Here is a 26,999-nt window from a genome sequence, read left to right as displayed (position 1 = left end):
TGTGGCGGTGGCGCAGGCGCCGGTCAGCCCCGTCCTTCCCTGATTAACCTTATGAAGGTTGTAAAAAAGTTAACCCGGAACTCCGCGTCGCTGAGATTGCCCGGATTTTCCTGTCGTATCTCGGTCCAGCCGTGTTCCGTCCAGTGATGCCGCAGGAAATCGAGCCCCTCGAAGCCGCCCTTTTCGATGACCGTGCGGCGCAGCGCCTGCACCAGCCCGGCGGGCAGCCCGGCAAAGAAGTTCCGGGCCTCGGCCTCTTCCTGGGCCTGCCAGATTTCCGACAGGCATTGCCCCTTGTCGTCCCAGAGGATCGCCTCCTGCATGTAGGGCGCGGCCTTCTGCGTCCAGCGCACGCGTCCGCCGTCCGCCTCCAGCAGGCCGAGGCGCATCAGGACGGTCCCGATCCGGGCGTGGAGATCCGGCAGGACAAAGCTGGCGCGGGTATCCGGCAAGGTCTGGGCATGGCCCGCCGCATGGTTGAGCCAGGCCTGCAGCGCCGCGCCGAAGTCCGCAGCACTCAGCGCACGCCGGGCGAGATGCGCGCGCACGCGGTCCGGCGTGATCGCGACGGCATAGACGCCATTCCGCGGCCCCTCCTCGAAGATCCCGAGCCGCGCCAGGGCGCAGGCGCCGATGTCGAAAACCGGGGACAGGGGCAGAAGGCTTGCGCCGAACGCACTTGGCTCCATGCCGCCAGGGATCTCCCGGGCGAGGTATTCGGCGGCCAGCACGAGGCATTCCCGCTGCGGCAGGGTCAGGGGGGTCACGTCTGGCGGGTTCGCGGTCACGGGGCTGCCTGCACTCCTTGCTCAGGGCGTACATGGCAAGCCGGCGGGATTCGGACAACCCGGCGGGGGGCGTTAAGGTTAATTTCGTCGCATCGCGCGGCGTCACGGACAGGCGATGCCCCGAAACGGCGGGAAATCCGCGTAGCGCGCAGCCCGTTTTTCGGACGGCTCGCCCGGTTCGGCACCGGGACGCAACAGGCAGCCTTTCGGCACGATATAGCTGTCGATGCGGCGCTGCGGCACGGGTCGCCACGCGATGTTGAAGGCGCAGAGTTTCGGGAAGACCCAAAGTTCGGAGAAGGGGATATGGTCATGGAGCCACCACGCGAGATCCCGCCAGTCGCGGCCTTGGTCGTAGCGATCCGCGAACCACGGGATCACCACGGAGGCCCCGGCGACGGGCACATCGGGGAAATCCCAGACGTGGCATTCCAGCGGGTTGTCGTTGCGCGCGCAATTGAGGCCCGCCGCGTTGCCGAAGGCGTTGAGCGTCGGCGAGCGGTAGCCGGAGCGCACGAAGATTCGCCCGAGGGTTTCCTGCAACGGGTCGAGCAGGGTCTGGCACAGCGCCCGCCCCCGCGCGATGGCGAGGTCCGGGCGTTCAGGGATGTTCGGGATGCCGTGGAGGCTGCCGATTTCCGAATGCAGGAACTCGCGCAGGAAGAAGTGTTTCGACAGGCGGGTCCGCCCGAGGTCCTCCAGCCCGCGCATGGATTTCGGCGGCCGCTTCATCGGATCAGGCGTAGCCGGTCCAGCGGAATTCGCCGTTCGGCCCGAGCGCCGAAAACGGGTTATGCGCGAACTCCCAGACGTGACCGTCCGGGTCCTTGAGATAGGCGATGTAGCCGCCCCAGAACACTTCGTGCGGGGCGCGCAGGATGGTGGCGCCCGCCGCTTCGGCCTTCGCGGTGAGCGCGTCGACCGCCTCGCGGGTGGCGAGATTGTGCGAGAGCGTGGCGGCGCCGGTGCTGAGGTCGGCCTCGGCCAGCCCCATGTCATTCGCCAGTGCGGAGAGCGGATACAGCCCCAGCGCCTGCCCGATGAGGTCGAAGACGACGATACCGTCCGGTGTCTCCACCCGCCGCCAGCCGAGGGCCTCGTAGAAGGCGGCGCTGGCCTCAATGTCGCGGGTGCCGAGGGTGATCAGGCTGACGCGCTGGTCCATGGGTTAAACTCCTGTGGTCTCTTTGATCCATGTGGCGATGGTCTGCGCCATCGGCCCGGTTTGGCGGGGCGAGAGGATCGCCCCGGCGATGACGTGGTGATCGGGATCATCCTCGGCGCCAGTACTGACAGGATGTGTCAGGATCGGACCACCCCAGCGGTTTGCGAGCGCCTCTGTCGCGCGGTGGTCGACCACCGTATCGGCGCGGTCGTAGAGCATCAGCGCGGGCGTGCCGATGGCCTCGACCGGTGCTCTGGCTGCTGCGGCGACGGCGGTGGCCATGGGGATCAGCGCTTCGGTCGGGTAGCGGCAGGTCCAGTAGCGGGCATGATCGGCATTCCGCGGGGCAAACCCGCGCATCCGCCCGGCGACCAGCGGCCCCCAGTGGCGCACGAGCGGCCACGTCAGGATGCGCGCGGCGGGAGCCTTCACGCGGAAGTTCGGCGAGATGAAGACCGCCGCCGCCACCGCCTGCCCCATCGGCTCCGGAAGCGCCAGCGTCGCGAGCGTTGCCCCGGTGGAACAGGCGAGGAGGACCGTGCGCTGGCCGATCCTCTCCGCGACCGCAAGCGCCTCGGCGATGTCGGCTTTCCAGTCCAGCAGGCTGGCCCGCGCCAGGGCCTCGCCCGGCAGACCGTGGCCGGTGAGGCGGGTAAAGACCAGATTGGCGTTCAGGGCCTGCGCCACACGGTCCGGCAGCGGGCGCAGTTCCTCGGAGGTGGCGGAGAAGCCATGCACGTAGACCAGCGCCAGCGCCGTCTTCCCCCCGGTCTCACCGGCCCACAGGATGCGCTTCTGCACGCCCGGGGTAATGCCCGGCACCCGGGCCTCCTGCGCGGCGAGGTATGCCTCCGGGTCCGGCCCGATCCGGGACGCGTCGAACCGCATCTTACCACACCCGGATCACGCCAGAACCTCGCGGATCGCGGTTTCGATCAGCGCGAGGCAGTCCGGCGTGGAGAACCGATGGTCGGCGCCCTTGACGAGGGTCAGACGCACGTCCGCGCCGTCGATATGGTCGAGCAGGCGCAGCGCTGTCTCCCGGCTGACCGCCTCATCCTCGGTCCCCTGCAGCAGCCGCACGCGGCAGTCCAGCGGCAGGGGCTTGCGCAAGACCAGGTGCTCCCGCCCGTCCTCGATCAATCTGCGCGTGACGATGTAGGGGTCTTCATAGGCGGACGGCAGTTCCACCCCGCCCTGCTCCATCACCGCCCGGCGTTGCGCCTCGGTGAAGCCGGCCCAGAAGCCGTCCTCGGTGAAATCCGGCGCGGCGGCGATGCCCACGAAGCCCGCAAGCGGCAGCCGCTGCGACAGGATCGCGGCGATCCAGCCGCCCATGGAACTGCCGACCATAACCACCGGAGCATCCGTCACATGCCGGATCACCGCCTCCGCATCCGCCGCCCAATCGCCAATACAGCCCTCTTCGAACACGCCGCCGGACGCCCCGTGCCCCGCGTAGTCGAGCCGCAGGAACGCCCGACCCCGCGCCACCGCCCAGGCTTCGAGATGCACCGCCTTGGTGCCCTCCATGTCGGAGCGATACCCCGAAAGAAAGACGACGCAGGGCCCGTTGCCGGGCGTGTACGCATAGGCGAGGCGGTCGCCCCGGGGTCCGGTGAGGTGGGATGTCTCGGCCATGTCATCTCCTGCCAATCCGCCGCCAGCATAGGCGGGTAACCGGGACACCCAAGTCCCGGTCTTTCTTCTCTTCACAAATACTCGAACCGGCGCAGGTCCTTCCACCCCCGGAACGCCGGGAAAAAGACACAACGGACCGTAGGGCGGGGCTATGCCCCGCACACGCCCGGCGTGGTGGTGAACACAATTTCAGCCCAAGGTTTTGGTCACCATCATGCGTCGATGCTCTGCGCCAGCACACGCGAGATCACTGTCAGGCTCAGACCGCTCTGCGCCTTCCAGACATTGAACGCATCCTGCACCGCCCGCTTTGCCGCTTTCGAGGTCGGGGCCTTGTCGATCACCCCTTCCGCCACCAGCCGCGCCACCACGCTGCCGGACAGGATGTAGCCCTCCTTGCCCATCTGCCGCAGCGCATAGGCCCCGGTCGCCCCGCCGAGTCGCGCACCTTCGCGTTGCAGCCAGTCCAGCAGCCCGCCGAAATCCTCCGCCGGCCAGTCGCCGATGCGGCGGCCAAAGCTGCCATCCGCCTTCGCAACCTCGGCGATGAACACCGCGTTTTCCTGGATTGCCCGCACCTTCGGAGGGCTGCGCACGATGCGCGGATCGGCGATCAACTCGTCGAACCAATCTTCCGACATCAGCGCCACCCGCCCGACGTCGAAGCCGTGGAAGGCCGCTTCGATATCGGGCCATTTCTTGTCGACCACGGTCCAGCTGATCCCGGCCTGCAGGATGCCCCGGGCAAACTGTGCCAGCCAGCGGTCGTCCGGGATGGCCGCCAGTGCCTCCGCCGTCTTCGGCTTCGGGATACCGTCCAGAACCGCGTCTCGCCCGCCTTTCCGCTCGGCGGCGATGGCGAGGATCTCGTCAAAACTGCGCATCTCGGTCCCTCCACTGATGCGCGAAAGCTGCCACAGGGCTGCGCTCATGGGAAGAACAAAATCCGAACATCAGGCCTTTTCATCACGCAAGCGAAACGCCAGCAGCCCTCCGGCCAGCGACAGGAGGGCAAAGCCCGAAAGCGCCGCCACCGGCCCCAGCAGCGCCAGCGCCCCGCCTAAGGCACCCACCGCCAGCAACAGCACGCCGATCACCGTATTGGCCAGCGCCGCATAGGGTGCGCGCTTGTCCTCCGGTGCCATGTCCACGAGGTAGACCGAGCGCCCGCGCCGCACGCCCTGATAGGCCAGCATGAAGCCGAAGAGGATGCCCGGGACGACCCAAGGCGCGGCAGACCACCCGAACACCTCCGCCAATACCGCGAGAAGCGCGAAGCCCGCGCCGCAGATCCCCGACAGCGCGAGAACCAGCCGCGCCGAGTGGTCGGAGAGCCGGCCCCAGACGTAGCTGCTCAGGAAGCTGGCCAGCGCCGAGGCCAGAAGCATCGCGCCCAGCCCCTGCAACGCCCCCTGACCGCCGCCGAGCAGAACGAAGTAGGGTGGCGCGAGGGCGGTGACGGTCAAGAGGCCGCGCACCGCGATGAACAGCCGGAAGGCCGGATCGTCTCGCAGCGGGGAGAGGTCGAGGGCGGCGGCCCCGTCTGTCTCAGACGCCACTTCCTCCAGCGTCGAGAACAGCGTTGCCGCACAGAGCCAGAGCCCCGCCGCCAGCGCGATGGCCGCGATGACCGGCCCCTGTTCGCGCAGCACGCCGGAGAGCATCAGCAGGGCAAAGGCCACCACGGCGAGCGAGGCCGCGCTGCCTGCGACGCCCTGCACCGTGCCGCGCCGCCGCTTCGGGATGGTCTTGCCGAGGATGTCCTTGTAACTGACGGAGCAGGCCGCCCGGCAGAGCGACAGCATCGCCAGCGCTCCGCAGATCGCCAGCCCCGCCGCCATACCCTCCAAAGTCATCCCGGCCAGCGCGATCAGAGCCGCCGCGATTCCCTGACCCGCCGAGCCGATGACCCAGATCCATTTGCGCACCGCCGTCCGCTGCACCACGCCCGCCAGCAGGATCTGCGGCAGCAGCGCCCCCGCCTCGCGGATCGGCACGAAAAGGCCGGTGACGGCAGCGGGCGCGCCCAGCGCCTGCCCCAGCCAACTCAGCACCAGCTTCGGGTCGATCAACCCGTCGGCGATCTTGGTCATCGACAGCGCGCCCATATGGCGCAGCGCATTGCGGGCCTCTTCCGGTGGCGTTTTCGCATCCGTGTCCGCCACTCGTCCGTAGAGCCTTTTCGCGATGCCGGTCATGACATCTTTACCTCGCTGTGTCTCCATGCCGCCGCATGCGCCATGGCCCGCTTGACAGCCCCCGTCCCCGCCGCCACAACGCGCAACACACATAACCCGCAACCGGGCGTTCCGTGGGCGCCAAAACGACGAGGAGCATGGCCGATGAGCCAGATTTCCCTGACATTCCCAGATGGCGCGAGCCGCAGTTTCGACAAGGGCGTGACGCCCGGCGAGGTCGCCGCCGCTATTTCCAAGTCCCTCGCCAAGAAGGCCATTTCGGCGCAGGTGGACGGCAGGCACTGGGATCTGCAATGGCCGATCGAGGCCGACGCGCAGATCGCCATCAACACGATGCAGGACGAGGCCCCGGCGCTGGAACTGGTGCGCCATGACCTCGCCCATATCATGGCCCGTGCCGTGCAGGAGCTTTGGCCCGATGTCAAAGTCACCATCGGCCCGGTGATCAAGGACGGCTGGTATTACGACTTCGACCGCGAAGAGCCGTTCACGCCGGAAGATCTCGGCGAGATCGAGAAGAAGATGAAGGAGATCATCAACAAGCGCGATGCCGTCCGGACGGAAGTCTGGGACCGCGCGGTTGCGATCCAGTATTACGAGGACCGCGGCGAGCCCTACAAGGTCGAGCTGATCGAGGCCATTCCGGGCGACGAGCCGCTCCGGATGTACTGGCACGGCGACTGGCAGGACCTGTGCCGGGGGCCGCACCTCCAGCACACCGGGCAGGTGCCCGCCGATGCCTTCAAGCTGATGAGCGTCGCCGGGGCCTATTGGCGCGGCGACAGCAATCGCCAGATGCTCCAGCGCATCTACGGCACGGCCTTCCGCAACAAGGAAGACCTCAAGGCCCATCTGCACATGCTCGAGGAGGCCGCCAAGCGCGACCACCGCAAGCTTGGCCGCGAGATGGACCTCTTCCACATGCAGGAGGAAGCGCCGGGTCAGATCTTCTGGCATCCGAACGGCTGGACCATTTACACCACGCTGCAGGACTACATGCGCCGCAAGCAGCGCGGCGACGGTTACGTCGAGGTCAACACCCCGCAGGTGGTGAACCGCGTGCTGTGGGAGAAATCCGGCCACTGGGACAACTACCAGGAAAACATGTTCATCGTCGAAGTCGACGAGGACCATGCCCGGGAGAAGACCGTCAATGCGCTCAAGCCGATGAACTGCCCCTGCCATGTGCAGGTGTTCAACGTCGGTCTGAAATCCTACCGCGACCTGCCGCTGCGCATGGCCGAATTCGGCTCGTGCAACCGCTACGAGCCCTCGGGCGCGCTGCACGGCATCATGCGGGTGCGCGGCTTCACGCAGGATGACGCGCATATCTTCTGCACCGACGATCAGATCACGTCCGAGACGGCGAAGTTCATCAAGTTCCTCGCCGGGATCTACGACGACCTCGGCTTCCACAACTGGACCATCAAGCTCTCGACGCGCCCTGAAAAGCGCATCGGCTCGGAGGAAAGCTGGGACCGGGTGGAAAAGGCGCTTGGCGATGCCTGCAACGCGGCGGGCTACGAGTTCGAGATCCTCGAGGGCGAAGGCGCCTTCTACGGTCCCAAGCTCGAGTTCACCCTCACCGACGCCATCGGCCGCGAGTGGCAGTGCGGCACGCTGCAGGTGGACCCGAACCTGCCCGAACGGCTCGATGCCAGCTACATCGGGCAGGACGGGGCGAAGCATCGCCCGGTCATGCTGCACCGCGCCGTGCTCGGCTCCTTCGAGCGCTTCATCGGCATCCTGATCGAGGAACATGCGGGCAAGCTGCCCTTCTGGCTCGCGCCGCGTCAGGTGGTTGTCGCATCCATCGTCTCGGAAGCGGATGACTACGTGCTCGAGGTGGTCGAGGCGCTGAAGGCTGCGGACGTGCGGGCGGAAGCCGACATCCGCAACGAGAAGATCAACTACAAGGTCCGCGAGCATTCGCTCGGCAAGGTCCCGGTGATCCTCGCCATCGGCCACCGCGAGGTCGAGGAACGCACGGTCACCGTCCGCCGCCTCGGCGAGAAGGAAACCAGCGTCGCGACGCTGGACGACATCGTCGCCCAACTCGGTCAGGCCGCCCTGCCGCCCGACCTCGCCTGATCCGCGCACCTGACGCAACCATTAGCCCCGGCCCGAAACGGCCGGGGCTTTTTCGTGCCAAAAGACTGTAACAGTCCTCGCGCTTTGCGTGAGCGGCATGGCCGCCCTGCGGGTTACGCAAGGCAAAGCTGTAACATTCCCACGCTGGACCCCTTCGGATTGTTGCGAACCCTGTCGGACGCCTTGCGCGAGGCCCTGATTTCATTGAGTTTCTGCAGATGCACAGTCTCACGAAAGCCCGTGATCCCCTGACAGCCGCGTTATACACGTCGGCGTGAATGGCAGGATTTCGCCGATATCGGCAGGTTGAAGAGGCCCGGGGCAAGGACGCCGCCGGGGGACACATTCAACTCGCTCAACTGACCTGACTGGAAAGGAAATCCGATGTCCAAGACCCTCAAGACCGCTGCCCTCGTGGGTGCTGTTGCCGCCTCCTTCGCCGCCACCGTGGTGCACGCAGAGGACAAGGAAAAGTGCTTCGGCGTCGCCATGGCGGGCCAGAACGACTGCGCCGCAGGCCCCGGCACCACCTGCGCCGGCACCTCCAAGGTCGACTACCAGGGCAACGCCTGGAGCCTGGTCGACGCGGGCACCTGCACCACGATCGAACTGCCGGCGATGGCCGACGGAACGATGCGCATGGGCAGCCTCGAAGCGCTCGAGCGCGACATCCCGATGTAATCCCCCCAAGGGGCGGGGCTTAGCCCCGCCCTACGGACTGCCGCGCAAGATGGAGACCGCGATGTACGACTTCGACGCAGCCCTGCCGCCCCTGCCCGGTGTCGGCTACAAGCCGCAGCACTACCGCGACATCCTGACAGAGGCCGCCCCGGTGGGCTGGCTGGAAATCCACGCGGAGAACTACATGGGAGACGGCGGGCGGCCCATCGCGCAACTCAAGGCGCTGGCGGACCGGTTCCCGGTCTCGGTGCACGGCGTGGGCCTGTCGATTGGCGGTGAGGGCCGCCTCGATCCGGAGCATCTGAACCGGCTGAAACACCTGATGGGCTGGCTGAACCCGGCGAGTTTCTCGGAACACCTGGCCTGGTCCACCCACGACAGCCATTTCTTCAACGACCTGCTGCCGCTGCCCTATACGGATGCCACGCTGGCGCGGGTCTGTGACCATGTGGACGACGTGCAGGAGGCGCTCGGGCGGCGGATGCTGCTGGAGAACCCCTCGTCCTACCTGAAATTCGAAGAGAGCACCTGGGAAGAGCCGGACTTCCTGCGCGAAATCGCGCGGCGGACCGGCTGCGGGCTGCTGCTCGATGTCAACAACGTCTTTGTCTCGGCGGTAAACCTCGGCTTCTCGCCACAGACCTATATCGACGCGTTCGACCTCGGCCGTGTTGGCGAGATTCACCTTGGCGGCCATGACGAGGACGCCGACGATCATGGCGCACCGCTGCTGATCGACAGCCACGGGCGCGAGGTCGCGGACCCGGTCTGGGCGCTGCTCGACGACGTGCTGGACCGCGCCGGGCCGCTGCCGGTGCTGATCGAATGGGACAATGACGTGCCCGAATGGCCTGTCCTGCGCGAGGAAGCGCGGCGGGCGGAGGCGGCGCTCAGCCGGGTGCGCGTATGAGCGGCACGGTCGGATGTGAGGGCTCCGCCCTCGCCCCTGCGGGGCTCACCCCGGAGTATTTGGAAAGAGAAGAAACGAGGGACGTGTCGCAGGATGCTTTCCTGGACGCCCTGCGGCGGGCCGAGGTGGCGGTGCCCGAGGGCCTGACCGACGGCGCGGGACGGCCCGCGGAGCGGCGGTTCGCGGTCTATCGCAACAATGTCGCCGTGTCGCTGCGCGAGGCGCTGGAGGTCGGCTTTCCCGCGGTACGCTCGCTGATCGGGGCGGAGAACTTCGCCCGGGCGGCAAGCCTCTATGTGCGGGCGGCGGCGCCTGGATCGCCCCTGATGGCCCGATATGGCGCGGATTTTCCCGACTTCCTGGCCCGTCTGGAGGCCCTGAAGAGCCTTGGTTACCTGCCCGATGTGGCGCGGCTGGAGTTTGCCATCCGCGAGAGCTACCACGCCGCAGACCGCGCGGCCCTGGACCCCGGCACGCTGCAAGGGTTGTCCGAGGCGGCGTTGACGGGCGCGAAAGTCCGGTTTGCGCCCGCGGTGCGGTTGCTCCGCTCGCCCTGGCCCGTGGTCTCGGTCTGGCGGTTCGCGCTCGGGCGCGGGCCAAAGCCGGAGGCCACGGCGGAAGATGCGCTGATCCTGCGCCCGGCGTTCGATCCTGAACCGCAGGTGCTGCCTGCTGGTGGCGCGGTGTTTGCCGATCTGCTGATGCAGGGCAAGACGTTCGGCACGGCGCTGGAGGCCACGGACGAGGCGTTCGACCTTGGTGCGATGATGGGCCTGCTGCTGCAGGGCGGCGCCCTGACAAATCTGGAAACGGAATGAGGAACGGGACGATGGACAGGGTCGTGACGTTGCACAACACGGTCTTCGGCGCGGTGGAACGGCTCGGCGACGGGTTGCTGCCGCTGCTGGCGCGGCTGGTCTTTGCCGGGGTGCTACTCGGATATTTCTGGGCCTCCGGGCTGACCAAGCTGGGCGACGGCCTGTTCGGTTTCCTCAGCCCGAGTACCGGGGCCTACGCGCAGATCTTCCCGAAGGTCTTCGAGGCGGCCGGTTACAACACCGACAATCTCGGGATTTTCCATTGGGCCGTGGTCACCGCCGGAACCTGGGCGGAGTTCGTCCTGCCGCTGATGCTTGTGATCGGTCTGTTCACCCGCCTCGCCGCGCTTGGCATGATCGGCTTCGTCACGCTGCAGAGCCTGACCGACCTCTACGGCCACGGCGGCCTTGCTCATGCGGAAACACTCGGCGCGTGGTTCGACCGCGTTCCGGACGCCCTGATCCTCGATCAGCGGGCGTTCTGGATGCTGCTGCTGGTCACACTGGTGATCAAGGGGGCCGGTGCGCTGTCGGTGGACCGGGTGCTCCGCAGCCGCCTTTCCCCGGCGATGGCGCCCGCCTGAGTCACTTGCCGAAATGCGCCTTCGGCTCGTCCGGCTGGCCGGCGGCGAGCGCAAGGACCCCGCCCAGGCCCGCAAAGCAGATTGGGAACATGGTGAAGACGTTGAAGCCGAAGGCGACATACATGCCAAGCGCCGAGACGAGCAGCAGGACACCGCCCCAAAGCGCCCGTGCCTTCGCCATCGCCCCGCCCGCGATGGCGAGCATCGGCGACAGGATCGAGACGACGCGCACCATCTGGGGATCGTCGAACATGCCGAAGACCTCCTCGACCTCCGCAAAGTGCCGGGCAAGCTCGGTGTAGCCGAAGCCGATAAAGCCCACGAGCATTCCGAAGACGCCCGCGATGATGCCGAGGGTGAGAGCCGCGTTGCGCATCAGAGGGCCTCCGCCGCCTGCTGCGCCGCCTTGTCCCAGCCGAGAATCATCGTCTCCCCGGAGACGATCAAAGGGCGTTTCATCAGCGTCGGATGGATGGCCAGAAGGTCGAGCGGCGCGCGGCCCCGCTCCGCTTCGGGCAGGTCACGCCATGTGGTCGACCGGGTGTTCAGCAATTTATCGCCGAAGCGGTCCAGAGCCACGCGCAGCACCTCCGACGGAACTCCATCCTCTCGCACATCCATAAATTGCACGCCGTTCAGGGCTTTACGCGCTTTGCGGCAAGTGTCGCAGGTCTTCAGTCCGTACAGGATCATGCCAATTCCTTCGTCATTTGCGTTCACATAAGGAGGCCCGTGGTGAAATACGAGGACGTTTTGCTTGATTTTTACAGAAGCGCCGCAATCCTAGGACAGTGACCTTCGACGATCAGTCCCGGACCCGGTGCAGCCGGTTGCGATCCTGAAAGGCGAATGTGACGGGGGCGCCCCGCGCGGCGCGGGGCCAATCAATTGGACTGGGAAAGGAGCACGGAGACTATGCCGAGCGGCACCGTGAAATGGTTCAACACCACCAAAGGCTATGGGTTCATTGCGCCCGACGAGGGTGGCAAGGACGTTTTTGTTCATATTTCGGCGGTCGAACGGTCGGGTTTGACCGGACTCGCCGACAATCAGAAGGTGAAGTACGAGCTGCGTGAAGGCCGGGATGGCCGCGAAATGGCAGCCGATCTCCAGGCTCTCTGACAGACGGATCACCCGTGACGCGATGACAGGACGGGCCGCCCGCCGCGGCCCGCTAATGTTGGCTTTTTCCCGGACGAGCCGTTGTCCGGTGCCTTGTCCGTTTCGGGAAAGACCTCACCTTGCGCCGCTCGCAAGACGGCGCCCCCGTGGCAGAGCCTTTGCATTTGATTCACTCTGTCGGCATTGTTCGTTAGGCGATGCCGCGCTCTCCCTCTAGACTGATGGCCGGTGCCCGGGTTGCGGGCCCTGCCGGGCGGCGCGATCGTCCCGGCTCCCGTCACGGACCGCGCCTTGCGCGGCACCGAAACCCCAGAGGCCACCATGACGACCGAGACCAGCATTGCCCTTGCCATCTTCTTCGGCGGCGGCGTCTTCGTGGCGGGCGTGGCGCAGTTCAAGCCGTTGACCTCCTGGGAGGCACCCGCCGATGTGCGCCAGAGCAGCAGTATCTCGGAGGAGGCGAAGGACGGCGGGTACGCCATGTGCCAACAGACGTTGCCTGGCGTGGACTGTTCCTGCTTCGCGCAGAAGGCGTCGCAGGTGCTCATGGAAAGCCGCGACCGGGTCCGTGGCTGGGCCTATGCGGACCAGTGGGAACTTGCGCGGGTACAGGCCACGGACAGCTGTTCCTGACGGCGTCAGGCGCTCTTGCGCAGCGCCCCGGACTTGCCCGCGGCCCAGGCCCGCACCGCATCGCCGAACGCCTCGAACAGCGGGCGCGAGACCGGATCGTTGGCCGCGTTCCATTCCGGGTGCCATTGCACCGACAGGGTAAAGCCCTTCGCCCCGTCGACGACAATCGCCTCCGGCGTGCCGTCCGGCGCCTGCCCCTCGATCACGATACGCTTGCCGGGGCACTTGATCCCCTGCCCGTGCAGCGTGTTGGTCATCACCTCGGTCGAGCCGAACAGGCTGCTGAACACGCCGCCCTCGCACAGGCTCACCTTGTGGCGCAGCTCGAATTTCTCCTCGAGCGTACCGTCCGGGGGCATGCGGTGATTCATCCGGCCCGGCAGGTCGCGGATCTCCGGATAGAGCGTGCCGCCCATGGCGACATTGACCTCCTGAAAGCCCCGGCAGATGCCGAGGAAGGGCTGCCCCCGCTCGACGCAGGCGCGCACCAGTGGCAGGGTGATGGCGTCGCGGGCGCGGTCATAGGCGCCGTGCGCTTCCGTCCAGGCCTCGCCATATTCCTCCGGGTGCACATTGGGCCGCCCGCCCGTGAGCAGGAAGCCGTCACAGGTTTCGAGCAGTTCCTCCACCGACAGGAAGCGGGGATCGGCCGGGATCAGCAACGGCAGGCAGCCGGACACATGCGAGACCGCCTCCGAATTCATCGTCCCGCCCGCGTGGGCCGGGTACTGATCGTTGATCAGGAAGGAGTTGCCGATGATGCCTACGATGGGCCGTGCCATGCCTGTGCTCCGTTCGTCCGTCGCATCCCCGGAGGCTGGCTCCGGATCCGCGTATTCTCAGGATTAAACCATAGCGCTCCCTTAAGAAAGGTGAAGCACCCTGCACAAATGCACAGGTCGCAGGCGGTGCCGCGAAAGCAGGCAGACACGCGCCCGGTTTCCCATGCGCGAAATCGGCGATACAGCGTTTCTGGTTCAACCTGAAACGCTGTAGGGTCCGCGTCATGACAGAACATCCCGTCGATCTCACCTCCTGGCCGCGCACCGCGCAGTTCCGCTTCTTCCGCAGCTTCGAGCGGCCGCATTACGCGGTGACCGTGCGGCTCGATCTGTCTCGGGTGATGCCCCGCAAGGCGGAGGGGCTGTCGCCCTACCGCGCCTGCCTCTTTGCCATCGGCGCAGGGCTGCACGCGGTGCCGGAGCTGTGCATGCGGTTTCGCGGCGATACGGTGGTCCGCCATGACCGGTTGTTCCTGTCGATGCCGGTGCCGCGGGCGGGGGGCGGGTTCAATTACGGGTACGTGCCGTATGATCCGGATTTCCCGACCTTCGATGCGGAGGCGCAGCGCCGCATGGCCGAGGCCCGCGTGGCCGACGGGCTGAACCCGGTGCTCGGCGACAACGACGACGCGGTGGCCTTCGTCTCCTGCCTGCCGTGGCTGGATTTCACCGCTCTCGACAACGCCCTGCCCCATGCCGAAGACTGCATCCCCCGGGTCAGCTGGGGCAAGATCGTGCCGGAAGGGAACGGCTGGCGCATGGCCATGGCGATCCAGGTGCACCACGCCCTGGTCGACGGCGAGCACCTCGGCGCGTATTTCGAGGCGGTGCAGGCGCAGCTGGATCGGGTGTAGAAGCACGTTCGGGGGCCTTGAACGCCCCCGGCGGCGCGATTGTCAGAGACGCAGGACCCGTCGTCAGCCGCGCGGCATCTTCAGCAGCACATTGCGGCCGCTCTTCGTATACCGCAGCTCGCTCTCGCCGATGGCCGCAACGCGGCCCCCGTCGATGCTGTCACCGACCTTCACCTTCTTGTAGCTGCCACTTGGCAGGCGGATCAGGGCGCGGCGGTTGGAGGGCGTGCCGTAAATGCCGATCAGGCTGACCTTGCTCAGGTTGATCGCGTTGGAAACTGTCGCATTCCGCGCCACGCTGCCTCCGGTCGGCCCGCTCGGCTGCACCGTGCGCGGCGCGATGGCGGTGGCGGAGGCGGTCCGCACCGGCGCGTCCTCCTCCTGGATCACCTCCGGCGGGGCGGCCTGCCGGGCGCGTTCGACGATGGCTTCCATGTTGCGCGGCCGGGTCACCGGCACCAGCGAGGCGGTCACGGCCTGGTCGGTGGCCGGGCTGTCCGGCTCCTCCGCGACAGCCTCCTCCTGCTCGGTGCGCGGCCGCATGACCGGACGCATCGCGGCGAGCTCGGCGTTGGAGAGGCCGGTCTGCGTGGCGCGTTCCTGCTGCTCGACGATGTCGTCGGGGCGGGCTTCCGGACGCGTGCGGCTCAGCGGGTTGTCCACCTGCGCCTCTGGCGCGGCGGCCTCGGGCACCCGGGTCTGACCGCGCAGCGGCGGGATCACCGGCGGACGCCCGGTGAAGATGCGCAGGCCATCCGGCGTCAGCGCCCCCTCGGGCGTCGCGCGGATCAGGTCACGCTGGTCGAAGTCGAAGGTCATGCCCGCGGGCGGCGGCAGACCCGGGTCCAGCATCGCGTATTCCGGCCCGATGTCCTGGGCCTCCGGCAGGGCGACGGCGTCGGACGACATCACCGCCGGGTCGATGGAGGCGGCATAGACGTCCGCCACACTGTCCTCCGGCGGGGTCATCGGCGGTGTCGGCGCGCGCAGCCAGAAGCCGGTCGCCGCATAGGTCGCGGCGGCCTCTTCCGGGCTCAGCAGCTGCGGCTCGACCGGCTGCGCCAGCGGCGGGCGCGGTTGCTGCGTCACGTCGTCGGCGGTTTCCAGCGCGGCAAGCTGAACGTCCTCGTCCTCCTCCTCCGCGACGGTGGTGTCGGCGGGCGCGGGGCTCAGCGCCGTCTCGGTCTGCGCATCGGGGCTGCGGATCGGGGCACTGACCTCGGGCAGGCTGGCGATGGCTTCGGCGGGCGGCTCCGAGCGAAACAGGCTGGCGAGGCCGTCCTGCATGAAGACCGACGCCCAGGCGGCAACCCCGGCGAGGAACAGCAGCAAGGTCGCGGTGAGCATCAGCCCGAGGAACCGGGGCTTGCCGCCGATCTCCTGCCCGCGCGCGCCGAAGATGGTCATGCGCTCGGCTTCGGTCTGGGCGGTCACCGCGCGGCCCATGCCTGCGGGCATCGGCGGCGCGGGCGGCGCTTTCTGCGGCGCATCCACCACCCGGCGTGCGGCAACGCCTGCAAGGGCACCGGTCGTTGGCGCCCCCGTGGTTTGTGCCGCCGGGGCGGCCACCGGAGCCTTTGCGGTCACTGGAATACCCGGATCGGCCGGCGGCGCGGTCAGCGTCGGCCCGGCGGCCACCTGCGGGTCCGGAGCCTTGGGGAAAGGCTTGGCCGAGAGGACCGGGGCGGCCTCGTCCTGCGCCGGGCCCGCCTTGCCGAAGCCGAGGTTCGGCACCCGGCGGGTCCGGGGATCTGCCTCGGTGGCCTTGCCCTTGCGGCGCGAGGACAGGAAGCGCATCGCGGCAGCGGCAGCGCCGGGCTTGCGCGCCGCAGCCTCACCAGCTTCCAGCGTGCCCTCGGTCACACCCGCCGGCTTGATCGGCGGCTGCGGTTTCGGCAGCGTCGGCTCCGCCGTGCTGTCGGTATCCTCCGCCGCGCCGGGCACCCGCGACGCCAGCGCGATGGCCCGCTCCCGAGCGGTCAAAGGCGCGTCGGCTTTCGGCGCGGCGTCAGGCTTCGGAGTTGCACCGGCCTCCGGCGCAGCGTCGGCCTGCGGCTTTTCCACAGGGGCTTGGGCGGGCGCTTGCGGGGACTGCGCGGCTGGCGCAGGCTCCGCCGTCGCGGCGTCGGCAGCCATCGGTGTGAAACGCGGCTTGTGCTCGGCACGCGGAGCCTGCAACGGCGGGGCAATCCGCTCTTCCTCCGCCAAGGCCGCGCGAATCGTCGAGAAATACAGCCCCGCCCCGGCATCGGGATCGCCCGGCGTCAGCGCGGCGGCCGGGGCCACGGGTGCCTGCTCTTCTTCCGCAGCGTCCGCTGTCGGCGCGGGCACGGGCACGGGGTCCGGTGTCTTATCGGCAGCCACAGCCGGTTCCGGCGTTGGCTCGACCTTCGGCGCGGGGTCCGGTTGGCCTTCTGCCACCGGCTCTGCCTCCTGCGGGGCAACCGGCTCGGGCTTTGGCTCATCGACGGGCGCGGACTCCGCAACCGGCTCCGGCTCATCCCACTGCGGCGGAGTCGCGACCGTTTCCTCTGCCGCGAAATCCAGGGCCGCCTGCCGGTCTGGCTCCGGCGCCGCCACGGCCTTCGGCGTCAGTGCCGCCTCGTCCGCCTCGGCGATCACCATCGCCGCGGGCAGCCGCCGGGTGCGGCCCTTCCAACCCTTCACCTTGCCGAAATGCACCGCGCCCCGGAACGCCCCGTCCGGCGCAATCGCCGCGTGGCTGACCCCGGCAAAACCATGCGTCGCGGCAAATGCCTCTGCTTCGTCAAGCGTTTCGCGGGCCACCGCCGCGATCCGCAGCCGGCCCCGGTCCGCCACGTGGTCAAAGACCAGATCCTTCACCTCGTAGGGCGTCGCCCCTTCCAGCGCACGGCGCACCGCCGCCTCCCGCGCCGCGGCGTCGTCGCCGGGATCGGGCGCGTCGAGATAGCGGATCTGTTCGTTCGGGATCACCAGAACGACCTTTTCGCCCTCCGGGTCGAGCGCCAGCGCCCGGTCGCGCAACGCATTGACCGCCCCGTCAAGATCGGGAACGTCGAGCGCGACCTCGTCAATGCAGGCCCAGCGGCCATTCACATGGCGCAGCAGGGCGATGCCTTCGAAGGAAAGGGACAGTGCAAAATCAGGTACCATGCAGCGTCTCTACCAGTCCCGCAGGGCCTGCGGGAGTCAATTTCCTGTAAGCGCACAGTATAGAGCAAGCTTTTGCCGAGGAAAAGAAAAGCCGAGCCGAAGGCTTGCAGGACGGCCCGCGTCGACCGACATTCGACACACGCCCTGCAACGCCAGACCGGAGAACCCCGCCATGCTGCGCCCCGCCCTTGTTACCGCCCTGTTCCTGTCGATTCCGACGCTTCTGCCCGCGCAGGACACCCCGGTCCGCAGCCTGACCGTCTCCGGGGAGGGCACGGTGACGGCTGCGCCCGACATGGCCCAGATCACCCTCGGGGCACAGGCGGTGGACGAGACCGCCACGGGCGCGATGAACCAGACGTCGCAGACCGTCGAGGCCATCCTTGCCCGGCTGACCGAGATCGGCATCGACGCCCGTGACGTGCAGACCAGTTCGCTGCAACTGGGCGAGCGCTGGGTCAACGACCGCGTCAGCGGGGATCGCAAGCCGGACGGCTACGAGGCGACCAACCTTGTGACGGTGCGGGTGCGCTATCTCGACAAGCTCGGCGACGTGCTGCAGGCGGTGCTGGACGACGGCGCCAACAGCCTGCAGGGGCTGAGCTTCGACGTGCAGGACCCGCGCCCGCTGCAGGACGAAGCCCGCCGCGCCGCCGTGCGCGACGCCATGGCCAAGGCGCGACTCTACGCCGGGGCGGCGGGGGTGACGCTCGGGCCGGTGCTGACCATCACCGACAGCGCGACGCCCATGGTGCAGAGCCGCGACATGCCCATCGCCTTCGCCGAGGCCAAGCGCGTGCCGATCGCCGCCGGGGAAATCAGCCTGGACGCCCGGGTGACGGTGGTGTTCGGACTGGAGTGAGCCGCCGGGTGCCGGATCCTTTCAAAGGATCCGGTCCGAATTCTTTTCAAGAATTCGGCACCTCACCCAAGCCATGCATCACCTGCGCCTCGGCCAGCGCGAACCGCGCCGGGGCCAACGCCAGGTACTGCGCCATGGGTGCCTCGAACCCGAGCGCCTTGACCCGTTCCGCGAGGCAGGCCGAGACACAGGCCCAGCCTGCCCGCAGAAAGCCGTCCGCCGCCGCCATCTGGCCCCCCGGTGCGCCCGCGCGGACGGTCTCCGACAGCGCCTCGAGGCGCGAAAGAAGCTCCAGACCGACACCGGGCGACAGCTCCGTCCGCATTGCCTCTGCAAAGGTCGCAAGCCCCGCGCCCTCGTCTTTCAAGAGCCGCCGGAACAGGAAGTCCTGCCCCTGCATCCCCGTCGTGCCCTCGTAGATCGTGCAGATTCGCGCATCGCGGTAGAGCCGTTCTGCCGGCCATTCCCGCGTGTAGCCTGCCCCGCCCAGCACCTGAATGGTGGTCGAGGCCGCCTCCTGTGCGCCCTCACCGCAGAAGGTCTTGGCCAAGGGCAGCAGGAAAGCCGCGTAATCCGTCCGCTTCGCCCCCACGGCCACCGCCGCTTCCAGCATCATCGCCGTGGAAACCAGCGCCTGCGCCTCGATGCTGTCCAGCATCCGCTGCACATCCGGATGGGTGTCGATCGGCACCGGCGCTTCGGACGGCTTGCCGCCCTGCTTGCGGTCCGCCGCATAGCCGCGCGCCAGTTCATTGCACCGCAAAGACACGCCCGCGCCCTGACTGCCCACCTGCAAACGCATCAGTTCGATCATGGTAAAGAGTTGCGCAAGGCCCCGCCCCGGCTCCCCGATCATAACGGCTTGCGACTCCTCGAAACGCAGCACGCAGGTGGGCGAGCCGTGCAGGCCGAGCTTTTCCTCGATCCGCTCGACCCGCACACCGTTGTCCGCGCCGTCATCGGTCAGGTTCGGGACAAGGAACAGCGACAGCCCGCGCGTGCCCTCCTCCGCCGTGCCGGTCCGCGCCAGCGCCAGATGGCCGATGCGCGCCGCCATGTCGTGATCGCCGAAGCTGATCCAGCATTTCGTGCCCGAGAGCCGCCATGCGTCGCCATCTGGAGCCGCTTTCGTGCGGATGCGACCCACGTCGGACCCCGCGTCCGGCTCGGAGATGCAGATGGTCAGCGACCATTCCCCCTCCGCCAGCTTCGGACACCAGACCTCGCGCAGCCCCGGCGCGTGTTCCGCCAGGCAGTGCGCCCCGGCCCGGGTGGAGCCGAGCGCCATCATGAACGGCAGCGCCGCGCCCTCGAACGGCAGGCTCGCCGCCACATGCAAGGCCACCGGCAAGCCCATGCCGCCCAAGTCCGGGTCCAGATCCGCGGTGATCCAGCCATCCGCGCCCAGGCGACGGTAGGTCTCGGGGTAGCCGGCAGGGGTCTTCACCCGGCCCGCCTCGACCCGGCAACCGGCCTCATCGGCCACCTTCGCCAAAGGCTCCAGCACGTCCCGCGCCAGTTTGCCCGCCTCTTCGAGCACTTGCGCCACCGACGCCTCGTCCAGCCCGGCACCGTCGGCCTGAGCCGCCCAGCCCGGTGTCGCCCAAAGCAGTTTGCCAATTGTCTCGATCATCTTGCCTCTCCCCGTACCGTGCCGCACCATTGCGAGGGGAAAGCGCGTTTGCCCGCCTCCACCTTGCAAGGGATGCCCATCACGCGCCACGCCGGCAGCGCCTCCCCTGCCAGACCTGCCCTGCCAAACCTGCGCGGCACGTTGACTCGAATCGCGAAATTTGTCTACTAGGAAACAGAATTGGCCGCAGACGAACCGCGGCCCGAGGGAGGACAGACATGTCACAGAGCACAGGCGAGGCGGAAAGCCTCGTCACCTACGAATTGCGCGGCACGGTTGCGCTGATCGGTCTCAACCGCCCGGCCAAGCGCAACGCGATCTCTGACCGCTTCGTCGAGGCCATTGCCGACGCCGTCACCCGCGCCTCGTCGGAGGCCAAGGCTGGCGTGATCTTCGGCCACGGCCCGCATTTCTGCGCCGGGCTGGACCTGTCCGAACATTCCGAAAAGCCGCTGTTCGAAGCGGTGAAAGGCTCGCGCCGCTGGCATGCGGTCTTCGACCTGATCGAACGCGGCACGATTCCCTTTGTCTCGGCGCTGACCGGCGCGACGGTGGGCGGCGGCTTCGAACTTGCCGCCTCCACCCAGATCCGCGTGGCCGACGGCACCGCTTTCTTCGCCCTTCCGGAGGGCCAGCGCGGCATCTTCGTCGGCGGCGGCGGTTCGGTCCGCATCGCGCGGCTGATCGGCCCGGCACGGATGGGCGACATGATGCTGACCGGGCGGGTCCTGAACGCGACCGGCATGGAGGCCTGGGGCGGCGTCACCTATGTCGCCGAAGACGGCAAGGCGCTGGACAAGGCGGTGGAGATCGCCGAACGCATGGCGCAGAACGCGGAGTTCACCAATTACGCGATCATCAACGCCCTGCCCCGCATCGCCGACATGTCCTCCGAGGACGGCCTCTTTACCGAGAGCATGGTCGCCAGCCTCGCCACCATGACCGACGACGCCAAGGCGCGCCTGCGCGACTTCCTGGAGAAACGCGCCGCCAAGGTGCAGGCGCCCGGCGGCTCCTGATGCCCCGGACCGCGCCCGATCCGCAGCCCCTGCCGATGCCCGGCGACGAGGCCATCGACTTCGGTCCGCTGGCGGGCTCGCTCGGCTTCCTGCTGCGCCTGTCGCAGCTCCAGAGCTTCGCGAATTTCTTCCACGAGATGGACGGCTTCAACGTCCGCCCCGGCGAAATCTCCGTGCTCATGCTGATGGCGCAGAACCCGGGCGTGCGGCAGGGTGTGCTGGCCCGCGCCCTGCATATCAAGCGCGCGCATATGACCAAGATGATCCGGGCGATGGAAACCGCCGGGATCGTCACCCGCACCGTGCCCGAGGACGACCGCCGCTCGGTCGAGCTGTGGCTGACCGACAAGGGCCGCAAGCGGCTCATGGCCATGCAGCAGCCCTTCCTGTCGCACGAAACCCGCAACACGACCGGCCTGACTGACGCCGAGGAGGCGCAGTTGAAGGCGCTGCTGCGCAAATACATCGGCCTCGACAGCCAAGGCCCCAAGGAGTCCTGACTCATGCCCCTGAACATGGACGAACTCATCGCCATCGACTTCCACACCCATGCCGAGGAACCCTGTTGCGGCCCGCGCGATGACGGCTACGACGAGTTTCAGGCCGGCATGGCCGCCTATTTCAAGAACCCGGCAGGTGCGGGCGGCATGTTGCCGTCGGTGCAGCAGACGGCGGACTACTTCCGCGAGCGCAGGATCGGCGCGGTGATCTTCCCGGTGGATGCCGAACGCGAGACCGGCTTCCGCCGCTACAAGAACGAGGAAGTCGCCGAACTGGCCGCCGCCAACGACGACATCCTGATCCCCTTCGCCTCCATCGACCCGCACAAGGGCAAGGCCGGGGCGCGGGAGGCCCGCCGTCTCGTGAAGGAGTTCGGCGTCAAGGGCTTCAAGTTCCACCCGACCATGCAGGGTTTCTTCCCCAACGACCGCGAGGCGGCCTATACGCTCTACGAGGCCATCGCCGAGGAAGGCGCGATCATGCTCTTCCATACCGGCCAGACCGGCGTCGGCTCCGGCATGCGGGGCGGCATGGGGATGCGGCTGAAATACTCGAACCCGATGCATCTCGATGATGTGGCGGTGGACTTCCCCGACACGCCCATCGTCATGGCGCACCCGTCCTTTCCGTGGACCGAGGAAGGCCTCGCCGTCGCCCAGCACAAGCCGAATGTCTACTACGACATGTCCGGCTGGTCGCCGAAGTATTTCCCGCCGGTGTTTGTCCAGTATGCCAACTCGATCCTGAAGAAGAAGATGCTCTTCGGCTCCGACTGGCCCGCGATCACCCCGGACCGCTGGCTCAGGGACTTCGAGACCATCGGAATAAAGGACGAGGTCAAGCCATTGATCTTGAAAGAAAACGCCCGCCGCATCCTGAAAATGTGATTGACGCGGGCACAAATTCCGTCAACGGAATTTGCAAGGTCCTTCGAAGGACCTTGCCTGCGCCAGCCGGGAAGGACAGACCATGACACAGCCCCTCGTGATGATCGCCGGTGGCGGCATCGGCGGCCTCGTGACCGCGCTCACCCTGCACCAGATCGGCGTGCCGGTCGTGGTGTTCGAGTCCGTGCGCGAACTCAAGCCCCTCGGCGTGGGCATCAACCTCCAGCCCAACGCGGTGCGCGAGCTCTATGACCTCGGTATCGGCGCGGAGGCGCTCGACACCGTTGGCGTGCCCGCGAAGGAATGGGCGCTGGTCGGCCTCAATGGCAACGACATCTATTCCGAAACCAGGGGCACCCTCGCCGGGTACAACTGGCCGCAATACGCCGTGCATCGCGGCCAGTTCCACATGCTGCTCTACCACACGCTGGCCGAGCGCATCGGAGCCGAAAACATCAACCTCGGCCACCGCGTCACCGGCTATCGCAAGAACGCCGACGGCACCGTGACGGCACTTGTCGAGACCGCCTCCGGCCCCACAGAACACAGCGGCACGCTCCTCATCGACGGGGAAGGCATCCATTCCCCGATCCGCGCCCAGATGCACCCGGAGCAGCCGCCGATCCATTGGGGCGGCGCCCTGATGTGGCGGGGCACCACGCGGGCGAAGCCGATCCGCACCGGCTCCAGCTTCATCGGTCTCGGTACGCATCGGCACCGCATGGTGATCTACCCGATCTCGCACCCGGACGCAGACGGCCTCGCGCAGATCAACTGGATCGCGGAGTACACGCTCGACGACACCACCGGCTGGGAGAAATCCGGCTGGTTCCGGCCCGTGGAAATCGGCGAATTCGCCCATCATTTCGAGGGCTTCCAGTACGACTGGCTCGACGTGCCGGAGCTTTTGCGGAACGCCGAGGTCGCCTACGAGAACCCGATGATCGACCGCGACCCGGTGCCCACCTGGGTGGACGGTCCCGTGGCGCTGATGGGGGATGCGGCTCACGCCATGTACCCCACCGGCTCCAACGGCGCCTCGCAGGCAATCATCGACGCCCGCACGATCGGCGCCGCGATGCTGGAGCACGGCGTCACGCCCGCCGCGCTGCAAGCCTACAACGACGCCCTCTGCAAGCCGGTCTCCGAGCTCATCCTGCGCAACCGGGGCGCCGGGCCCTTCGGCCTGCTGAACATGGTGGACGACCGCTGCGGCGGCACCTTCGACGACATCGACGCGGTCATCCCGCCCGAGGAACGCGCGGAATTCATGGCGAAATACAAGGCCGCCGCGGGCTTTGCCAAGGACACGCTCAATGCCGCGCCGCGGACCATTCCCGAGGGCGCCACGGTCGCCTGTTGACGATGGGTTCCAATTTTGTGCCGCTCTGTACGTGTGATGTTCATCACATGCTTGCGAGCACGAGACGCCGGACGGCAATGGGGCTTCCAAACACATCCGGAAGTCTCTATGCGTGAGCACAGACTCAACCTCCGGGCAATTGCGCGAATCGACATTCCGTCATGGCACGGCACCAGACAGACAGACCATGCTCGCCCACGACATCATGACCAGCCCGGTCGTCAAGATCCAGCACGACGCCACTATCAACGAAGCCATCGCCCTCATGGTGCGCCACGATATCGGCTTCCTGCCGCTCGTCCGTGACGGCTGGCTCTGCGGTGTCGTCACCGACCGCGACATCCTGATCCGCGGCATGCGCGGCGGCGGGCTCGAACCCTTCGATCCGATCAAGTCCCTGGCCACGCAGAAAGCGCATCAGGCGACGCCGAACACGCCGCTGGACGAGATCGTCGGGATGATGGCCAGCTACAGCCTGCGCCGGGTGCCGGTCTGTGACAGCCTCGGCTACCTCGTCGGGGTGATCTCCCTGACCGACATCGCGCGTCTCGACAGTGGCGAGAGAGCCGCACAGATCCTGCGCGGCCCGCAGAAGCCCGCCTGCGGCCTGCGCAGCGTCTGACGCCCGCATCGGGCCGGACCCACGGGCAGCACCCTGCCGGAGGTGGCCGCGATCGCGCCGCGCCGGACGCGGTCATCAGACCCTTGACCGCGTGGGCCGCAACCCTAAGCCACGGGACTCAGCGGCGAGACCGGATCAGGAGGCGGTCCGGGACCTTTGTCCCGGGACACCACGATACCGGCCCTCCCCCACCCCGACCCTCCCCAAAGGGGAGGGAGACCCGGCAGCACTGTCGGCCATGATCTCCCGAGACGCTCTTCATGGGACGGGGGCCCCCTCCCCGGTGGGGAGGGTCGGGGTGGGGCCCTGACCGCCCAAAGACCCCTCTCAGGCCAGACCGTCCGGCTCCGCCTCCGGCTCTTCCTCGTCCAGCAGCGCGGCCTCCGCGTCCAGCTCGTACACCGACACATCCGTCATCAGCGCCTGCATCGCGTCGACCGCGGCCGGCTCCGGCGGGTCCGCCTGCTGGAACGTGTATTCCGTGCCGACATACTCGCGCATCATCCATTCCTGGTAGGCGTCGATCAGCAGGCCACCGGGCGCAAAGACCTTGGGATCGAAGGCGGCATATTCGAGGAACGCCGCCCGCACCGCATCGAGTTCGTCTCCCTCGACGTTCTCCTCGTAGCCCCAGGTGGCATAGCCGAGGTAACTCGTCAGGGTGAAGTCTCCGTTGTACGCCTCTGCCGCATCGGAAGCGAAAAGTGCCGAATGCACGTGGTCGGAATGCTCGAGGTCGGTGTGCTCGCTCTCGTGGTCCTGAATATGGATCTGCCCCGGCTGGTGCAGCTCCATCAGCCCGGTCAGCGCGCCGGTCAGCCCGTCCGCCGTGTAACTCTCGGCGCCGTCCACGGTTGTCACCTCGGCGATCTCGCCGTCGTAAAGCTGTTCGAGACTCTCCTGGCCGTAGGTGTCCGAGCCGCTGCCGTCGCCGAAGCCGTCCGGGGTGCGCAGGAAGTAGAGCCGGATCTGGGGCGCGTCGGCGAGGTAGGCGCTCTGCACCGCGTGGGTCTCTCCGCCCCAGGTCACGTCGACCGTCTCGTCGACCCAAGTGTTCGGGACTCCCGCCATCTCCGCATAGGCCGCCTTCTCGCCGTCCTCGCGGGCCTCCCAGTAGTCCGCCCCCTCCCCGGCGTCGCCCGCCGTGAGGTAGACCGTGGTCACCGGATCGCCGGACTGCACCTGGTCCAGAAGCGTCGGGTTCATGAACAGCAGGTCGTCGTCCTGATGCGCGACGATGAACATCTCTCCCGCCGCAAAGACCGGCCCCGGCGTGCCGGGATCGACCGGATCGACCGGGTCCACTGGGTCAACCGGCTCCACAGGATCGGCCGGGTCCACTGGGTCAACCGGATCGACCGGGTCAAGCGGATCCATCCCGCTGCCATCCACCACGATCTGAGACACATCCCCGATCAGCGGCGTGTCGTCGGGCCAGTTGCTCTCGCCCACGAGCATGTTTTCGCGAACCGCAACCTCGGGCACCACGCCCTGCGCCTCCGCCAGACGCACGCCGTCCTTCTCGATGTACATCGTGCCGTCGGCCTCGACACCGGAGGTCCAGACCGCCTCCTCGCCCTGCACGATGGCGTTCTCCGCCACCACCCGATAGGCCTGCCCGTCCTGCCAGATCTCCAGCATCATGTCGGCGGTGTTCTCCACCTGGCCCATCAGGATGTTGTTGCTCTCCGGTCCGTCGCCGAAGTCGTACACCCGCTGCCAGTACCCACCCTGGATGTCGTCGAACCGCGCCACCGCGTCGATCTCGAACACCCCGCCGGTCTCGCCCGGGCCAGGGTCCACCGGATCGGGGACAGGCACCGGGTCGGGGACAGGCACCGGGTCGGGCGCGGGGGCAGGATCGGGGTCGGGCTGCGGCGCACCGGCATTGACGATCTCGAAATCCAGCACCGCCCCGTCGAGCGTGCCGCCGCCACTCCAGTCGGTCATGCCGATCAGCTGGCTGCTGCGCGCGATGTCCAGCGGAACCACCGCGTCCATCTCGACGATCACGCCGCCCGCGTCGCCGATCCACATCGTGCCATCGTCCTGCACACCCACCTGGAAGGTCTGTTCCTGCCCTTCCACGATGGCATTCTCCGCGATCAGCCGATACGCCTGCCCGTCCTGATAGATATAGAACAGCAGGTCGTTCGTGGTGCCCCACTGCATCAGGCTGATGTTGTTCGCCGCCGTCGCCGTGCCGAAGTCGAAGACGGTCTGCCAGGCCTCTGCCTGCAGGTCGTCGAAGCGCACGGTGACGGTCAGCGTGAAGGCACCGTCAATGTCGGCGCCGTCGTAAGGCGCCAGGGGATCAATCGGAGGCATGCCATATCCCGTTCAAAACAGTGGGCCGCCGCGCATCAGGCACCGCAGACGACCCCGTAACCCACCCCTGCCCAAAGGACAAAAGCGGCACTTCAATCTGTGATTGATTAAAAACCCAGCCGCGCGGAAATTGCACGGATTTGCTGTCGCAACTCCCGAAAAGCTGCGTTTCCGGTTTCGAAGCAATCCGATTTGTTGCGAGGGGACATAGGCTTACCTTGCGTTAACCTTTTCGGCGCAAACCCCTGCCGCCCTCCGCATTGCCATGTCAGGGTCATAATTCGGGCAAACCGCCGCCCGGGCCGTGATTCGGCACCGGATGAACCCGCCGCAGCGGGCGACAACGGAACGCCTGAGGCGGGATTGCTGCCGCCATGAGCAC

At 67.5% G+C, this 26,999-nt stretch carries 27 protein-coding genes; 14 read left to right on the top strand and 13 right to left on the bottom strand.

Features of this window, described 5'->3' with window-relative positions:
• Window positions 1–23: 23 nt before the first annotated feature.
• From ACP159_RS06325 to ACP159_RS06295, 7 genes are all read right to left on the bottom strand, one after another.
• Window positions 24–767 carry a hypothetical protein gene (locus ACP159_RS06325; protein ID WP_425098811.1) on the bottom strand — a complete coding sequence of 248 codons (744 nt, stop codon included), beginning with the start codon at window positions 765–767 and terminating at the stop codon, window positions 24–26.
• A 123-nt stretch (window positions 768–890) separates the two neighbouring features.
• On the bottom strand, window positions 891–1,499 hold the full coding sequence (locus ACP159_RS06320; RefSeq protein ID WP_425099043.1) for a hypothetical protein: 609 nt from the start codon (window positions 1,497–1,499) through the stop codon (window positions 891–893).
• A 25-nt stretch (window positions 1,500–1,524) separates the two neighbouring features.
• Window positions 1,525–1,953 carry a VOC family protein gene (locus ACP159_RS06315; protein WP_425098810.1) on the bottom strand — a complete coding sequence of 143 codons (429 nt, stop codon included), beginning with the start codon at window positions 1,951–1,953 and terminating at the stop codon, window positions 1,525–1,527.
• A gap of 3 nt (window positions 1,954–1,956) precedes the next feature.
• Entirely contained in the window at window positions 1,957–2,841 is an 885-nt protein-coding gene (locus tag ACP159_RS06310; RefSeq protein WP_425098809.1) for an alpha/beta hydrolase, read from the bottom strand.
• Window positions 2,842–2,856: 15 nt separating this feature from the next.
• Complete coding sequence (locus ACP159_RS06305; RefSeq protein WP_425098808.1) at window positions 2,857–3,594, bottom strand: alpha/beta hydrolase; 738 nt, start codon at window positions 3,592–3,594, stop codon at window positions 2,857–2,859.
• Window positions 3,595–3,806: 212 nt separating this feature from the next.
• Window positions 3,807–4,526, bottom strand: coding sequence for a DNA-3-methyladenine glycosylase I (locus tag ACP159_RS06300; protein WP_425098807.1), 720 nt, complete (start codon window positions 4,524–4,526; stop codon window positions 3,807–3,809).
• 21 nt (window positions 4,527–4,547) lie between these two features.
• The gene (locus ACP159_RS06295) at window positions 4,548–5,792 is read right to left on the bottom strand and encodes an MFS transporter (RefSeq protein WP_425098806.1); all 1,245 of its coding nucleotides are present in this window, start codon (window positions 5,790–5,792) and stop codon (window positions 4,548–4,550) included.
• A gap of 144 nt (window positions 5,793–5,936) precedes the next feature.
• Between ACP159_RS06295 and thrS the strand changes: the two genes are divergently transcribed.
• The 5 genes from thrS to ACP159_RS06270 all read left to right on the top strand — a co-directional run bounded on the left by thrS (window position 5,937) and on the right by ACP159_RS06270 (window position 10,876).
• A complete protein-coding gene (thrS, locus tag ACP159_RS06290; protein ID WP_425098805.1) occupies window positions 5,937–7,883 on the top strand; it encodes a threonine--tRNA ligase in 1,947 nt (648 codons plus the stop codon).
• Window positions 7,884–8,267: 384 nt separating this feature from the next.
• Window positions 8,268–8,564: a DUF2282 domain-containing protein gene (locus tag ACP159_RS06285; protein WP_425098804.1), complete on the top strand. Its 297-nt coding sequence runs from the start codon at window positions 8,268–8,270 to the stop codon at window positions 8,562–8,564.
• A gap of 61 nt (window positions 8,565–8,625) precedes the next feature.
• On the top strand, window positions 8,626–9,474 hold the full coding sequence (locus ACP159_RS06280) for a DUF692 domain-containing protein (protein ID WP_425098803.1): 849 nt from the start codon (window positions 8,626–8,628) through the stop codon (window positions 9,472–9,474).
• Window positions 9,475–9,557: 83 nt separating this feature from the next.
• Window positions 9,558–10,292 carry a putative DNA-binding domain-containing protein gene (locus ACP159_RS06275; protein ID WP_425098802.1) on the top strand — a complete coding sequence of 245 codons (735 nt, stop codon included), beginning with the start codon at window positions 9,558–9,560 and terminating at the stop codon, window positions 10,290–10,292.
• Between the two features lie 11 nt (window positions 10,293–10,303).
• Window positions 10,304–10,876: a DoxX family protein gene (locus tag ACP159_RS06270; RefSeq protein ID WP_425098801.1), complete on the top strand. Its 573-nt coding sequence runs from the start codon at window positions 10,304–10,306 to the stop codon at window positions 10,874–10,876.
• A gap of 1 nt (window position 10,877) precedes the next feature.
• Here the strand turns inward: ACP159_RS06270 and ACP159_RS06265 are convergent, their stop codons facing one another.
• Together ACP159_RS06265 and ACP159_RS06260 are read right to left on the bottom strand one after the other, a co-directional pair.
• Complete coding sequence (locus ACP159_RS06265) at window positions 10,878–11,252, bottom strand: hypothetical protein (protein ID WP_425098800.1); 375 nt, start codon at window positions 11,250–11,252, stop codon at window positions 10,878–10,880.
• A complete protein-coding gene (locus ACP159_RS06260; RefSeq protein WP_425098799.1) occupies window positions 11,252–11,569 on the bottom strand; it encodes an ArsC/Spx/MgsR family protein in 318 nt (105 codons plus the stop codon). The genes ACP159_RS06265 and ACP159_RS06260 overlap by 1 nt, the downstream gene beginning before the upstream one ends.
• 222 nt (window positions 11,570–11,791) lie before the next feature.
• On the opposite strand from ACP159_RS06260, the gene ACP159_RS06255 reads away from it, so the two are divergent.
• A complete protein-coding gene (locus tag ACP159_RS06255; RefSeq protein WP_425098798.1) occupies window positions 11,792–11,998 on the top strand; it encodes a cold-shock protein in 207 nt (68 codons plus the stop codon).
• Between the two features lie 321 nt (window positions 11,999–12,319).
• Window positions 12,320–12,631, top strand: a complete 312-nt coding sequence (locus ACP159_RS06250; RefSeq protein ID WP_425098797.1) for a hypothetical protein — start codon at window positions 12,320–12,322, stop codon at window positions 12,629–12,631.
• A 5-nt stretch (window positions 12,632–12,636) separates the two neighbouring features.
• On the opposite strand, the gene ACP159_RS06245 is transcribed toward ACP159_RS06250, so the two are convergent.
• Window positions 12,637–13,413 carry a gamma-glutamyl-gamma-aminobutyrate hydrolase family protein gene (locus ACP159_RS06245; protein WP_425098796.1) on the bottom strand — a complete coding sequence of 259 codons (777 nt, stop codon included), beginning with the start codon at window positions 13,411–13,413 and terminating at the stop codon, window positions 12,637–12,639.
• Between the two features lie 224 nt (window positions 13,414–13,637).
• Between ACP159_RS06245 and ACP159_RS06240 the strand changes: the two genes are divergently transcribed.
• A complete protein-coding gene (locus ACP159_RS06240) occupies window positions 13,638–14,267 on the top strand; it encodes a CatA-like O-acetyltransferase (protein WP_425098795.1) in 630 nt (209 codons plus the stop codon).
• Window positions 14,268–14,330: 63 nt separating this feature from the next.
• Here ACP159_RS06240 and ACP159_RS06235 read toward each other — a convergent pair whose 3' ends face one another.
• The gene (locus ACP159_RS06235; protein ID WP_425098794.1) at window positions 14,331–17,402 is read right to left on the bottom strand and encodes a hypothetical protein; all 3,072 of its coding nucleotides are present in this window, start codon (window positions 17,400–17,402) and stop codon (window positions 14,331–14,333) included.
• A gap of 172 nt (window positions 17,403–17,574) precedes the next feature.
• Here ACP159_RS06235 and ACP159_RS06230 point away from each other — a divergent pair, with 172 nt between their 5' ends.
• Window positions 17,575–18,264: an SIMPL domain-containing protein gene (locus ACP159_RS06230; RefSeq protein ID WP_425098793.1), complete on the top strand. Its 690-nt coding sequence runs from the start codon at window positions 17,575–17,577 to the stop codon at window positions 18,262–18,264.
• A gap of 46 nt (window positions 18,265–18,310) precedes the next feature.
• Here ACP159_RS06230 and ACP159_RS06225 read toward each other — a convergent pair whose 3' ends face one another.
• Window positions 18,311–19,897: an acyl-CoA dehydrogenase family protein gene (locus ACP159_RS06225; protein ID WP_425098792.1), complete on the bottom strand. Its 1,587-nt coding sequence runs from the start codon at window positions 19,895–19,897 to the stop codon at window positions 18,311–18,313.
• A gap of 218 nt (window positions 19,898–20,115) precedes the next feature.
• On the opposite strand from ACP159_RS06225, the gene ACP159_RS06220 reads away from it, so the two are divergent.
• From ACP159_RS06220 to ACP159_RS06200, 5 genes are all read left to right on the top strand, one after another.
• Window positions 20,116–20,916, top strand: a complete 801-nt coding sequence (locus tag ACP159_RS06220) for a crotonase/enoyl-CoA hydratase family protein (RefSeq protein WP_425098791.1) — start codon at window positions 20,116–20,118, stop codon at window positions 20,914–20,916.
• Window positions 20,916–21,416, top strand: a complete 501-nt coding sequence (locus ACP159_RS06215; protein WP_425098790.1) for a MarR family winged helix-turn-helix transcriptional regulator — start codon at window positions 20,916–20,918, stop codon at window positions 21,414–21,416. Before ACP159_RS06220 ends, ACP159_RS06215 begins: the two co-directional genes overlap by 1 nt.
• A 3-nt stretch (window positions 21,417–21,419) precedes the next feature.
• Entirely contained in the window at window positions 21,420–22,304 is an 885-nt protein-coding gene (locus ACP159_RS06210; RefSeq protein ID WP_425098789.1) for an amidohydrolase family protein, read from the top strand.
• An 82-nt stretch (window positions 22,305–22,386) separates the two neighbouring features.
• Window positions 22,387–23,667, top strand: coding sequence for a flavin-dependent oxidoreductase (locus ACP159_RS06205; protein WP_425098788.1), 1,281 nt, complete (start codon window positions 22,387–22,389; stop codon window positions 23,665–23,667).
• 187 nt (window positions 23,668–23,854) lie between these two features.
• Complete coding sequence (locus tag ACP159_RS06200) at window positions 23,855–24,289, top strand: CBS domain-containing protein (RefSeq protein ID WP_425098787.1); 435 nt, start codon at window positions 23,855–23,857, stop codon at window positions 24,287–24,289.
• 327 nt (window positions 24,290–24,616) lie between these two features.
• Here ACP159_RS06200 and ACP159_RS06195 read toward each other — a convergent pair whose 3' ends face one another.
• Window positions 24,617–26,617 (bottom strand): PIG-L family deacetylase, encoded by a 2,001-nt coding sequence (locus ACP159_RS06195; protein WP_425098786.1) that lies wholly within the window; start codon window positions 26,615–26,617, stop codon window positions 24,617–24,619.
• Window positions 26,618–26,999 lie beyond the last annotated feature (382 nt).

This window comes from Tropicibacter sp. S64 (genome assembly GCF_049803835.1).
In the GTDB taxonomy this organism is placed as follows: domain Bacteria; phylum Pseudomonadota; class Alphaproteobacteria; order Rhodobacterales; family Rhodobacteraceae; genus Pacificoceanicola.
This window is presented reverse-complemented; position numbering and strand designations above follow the sequence as displayed.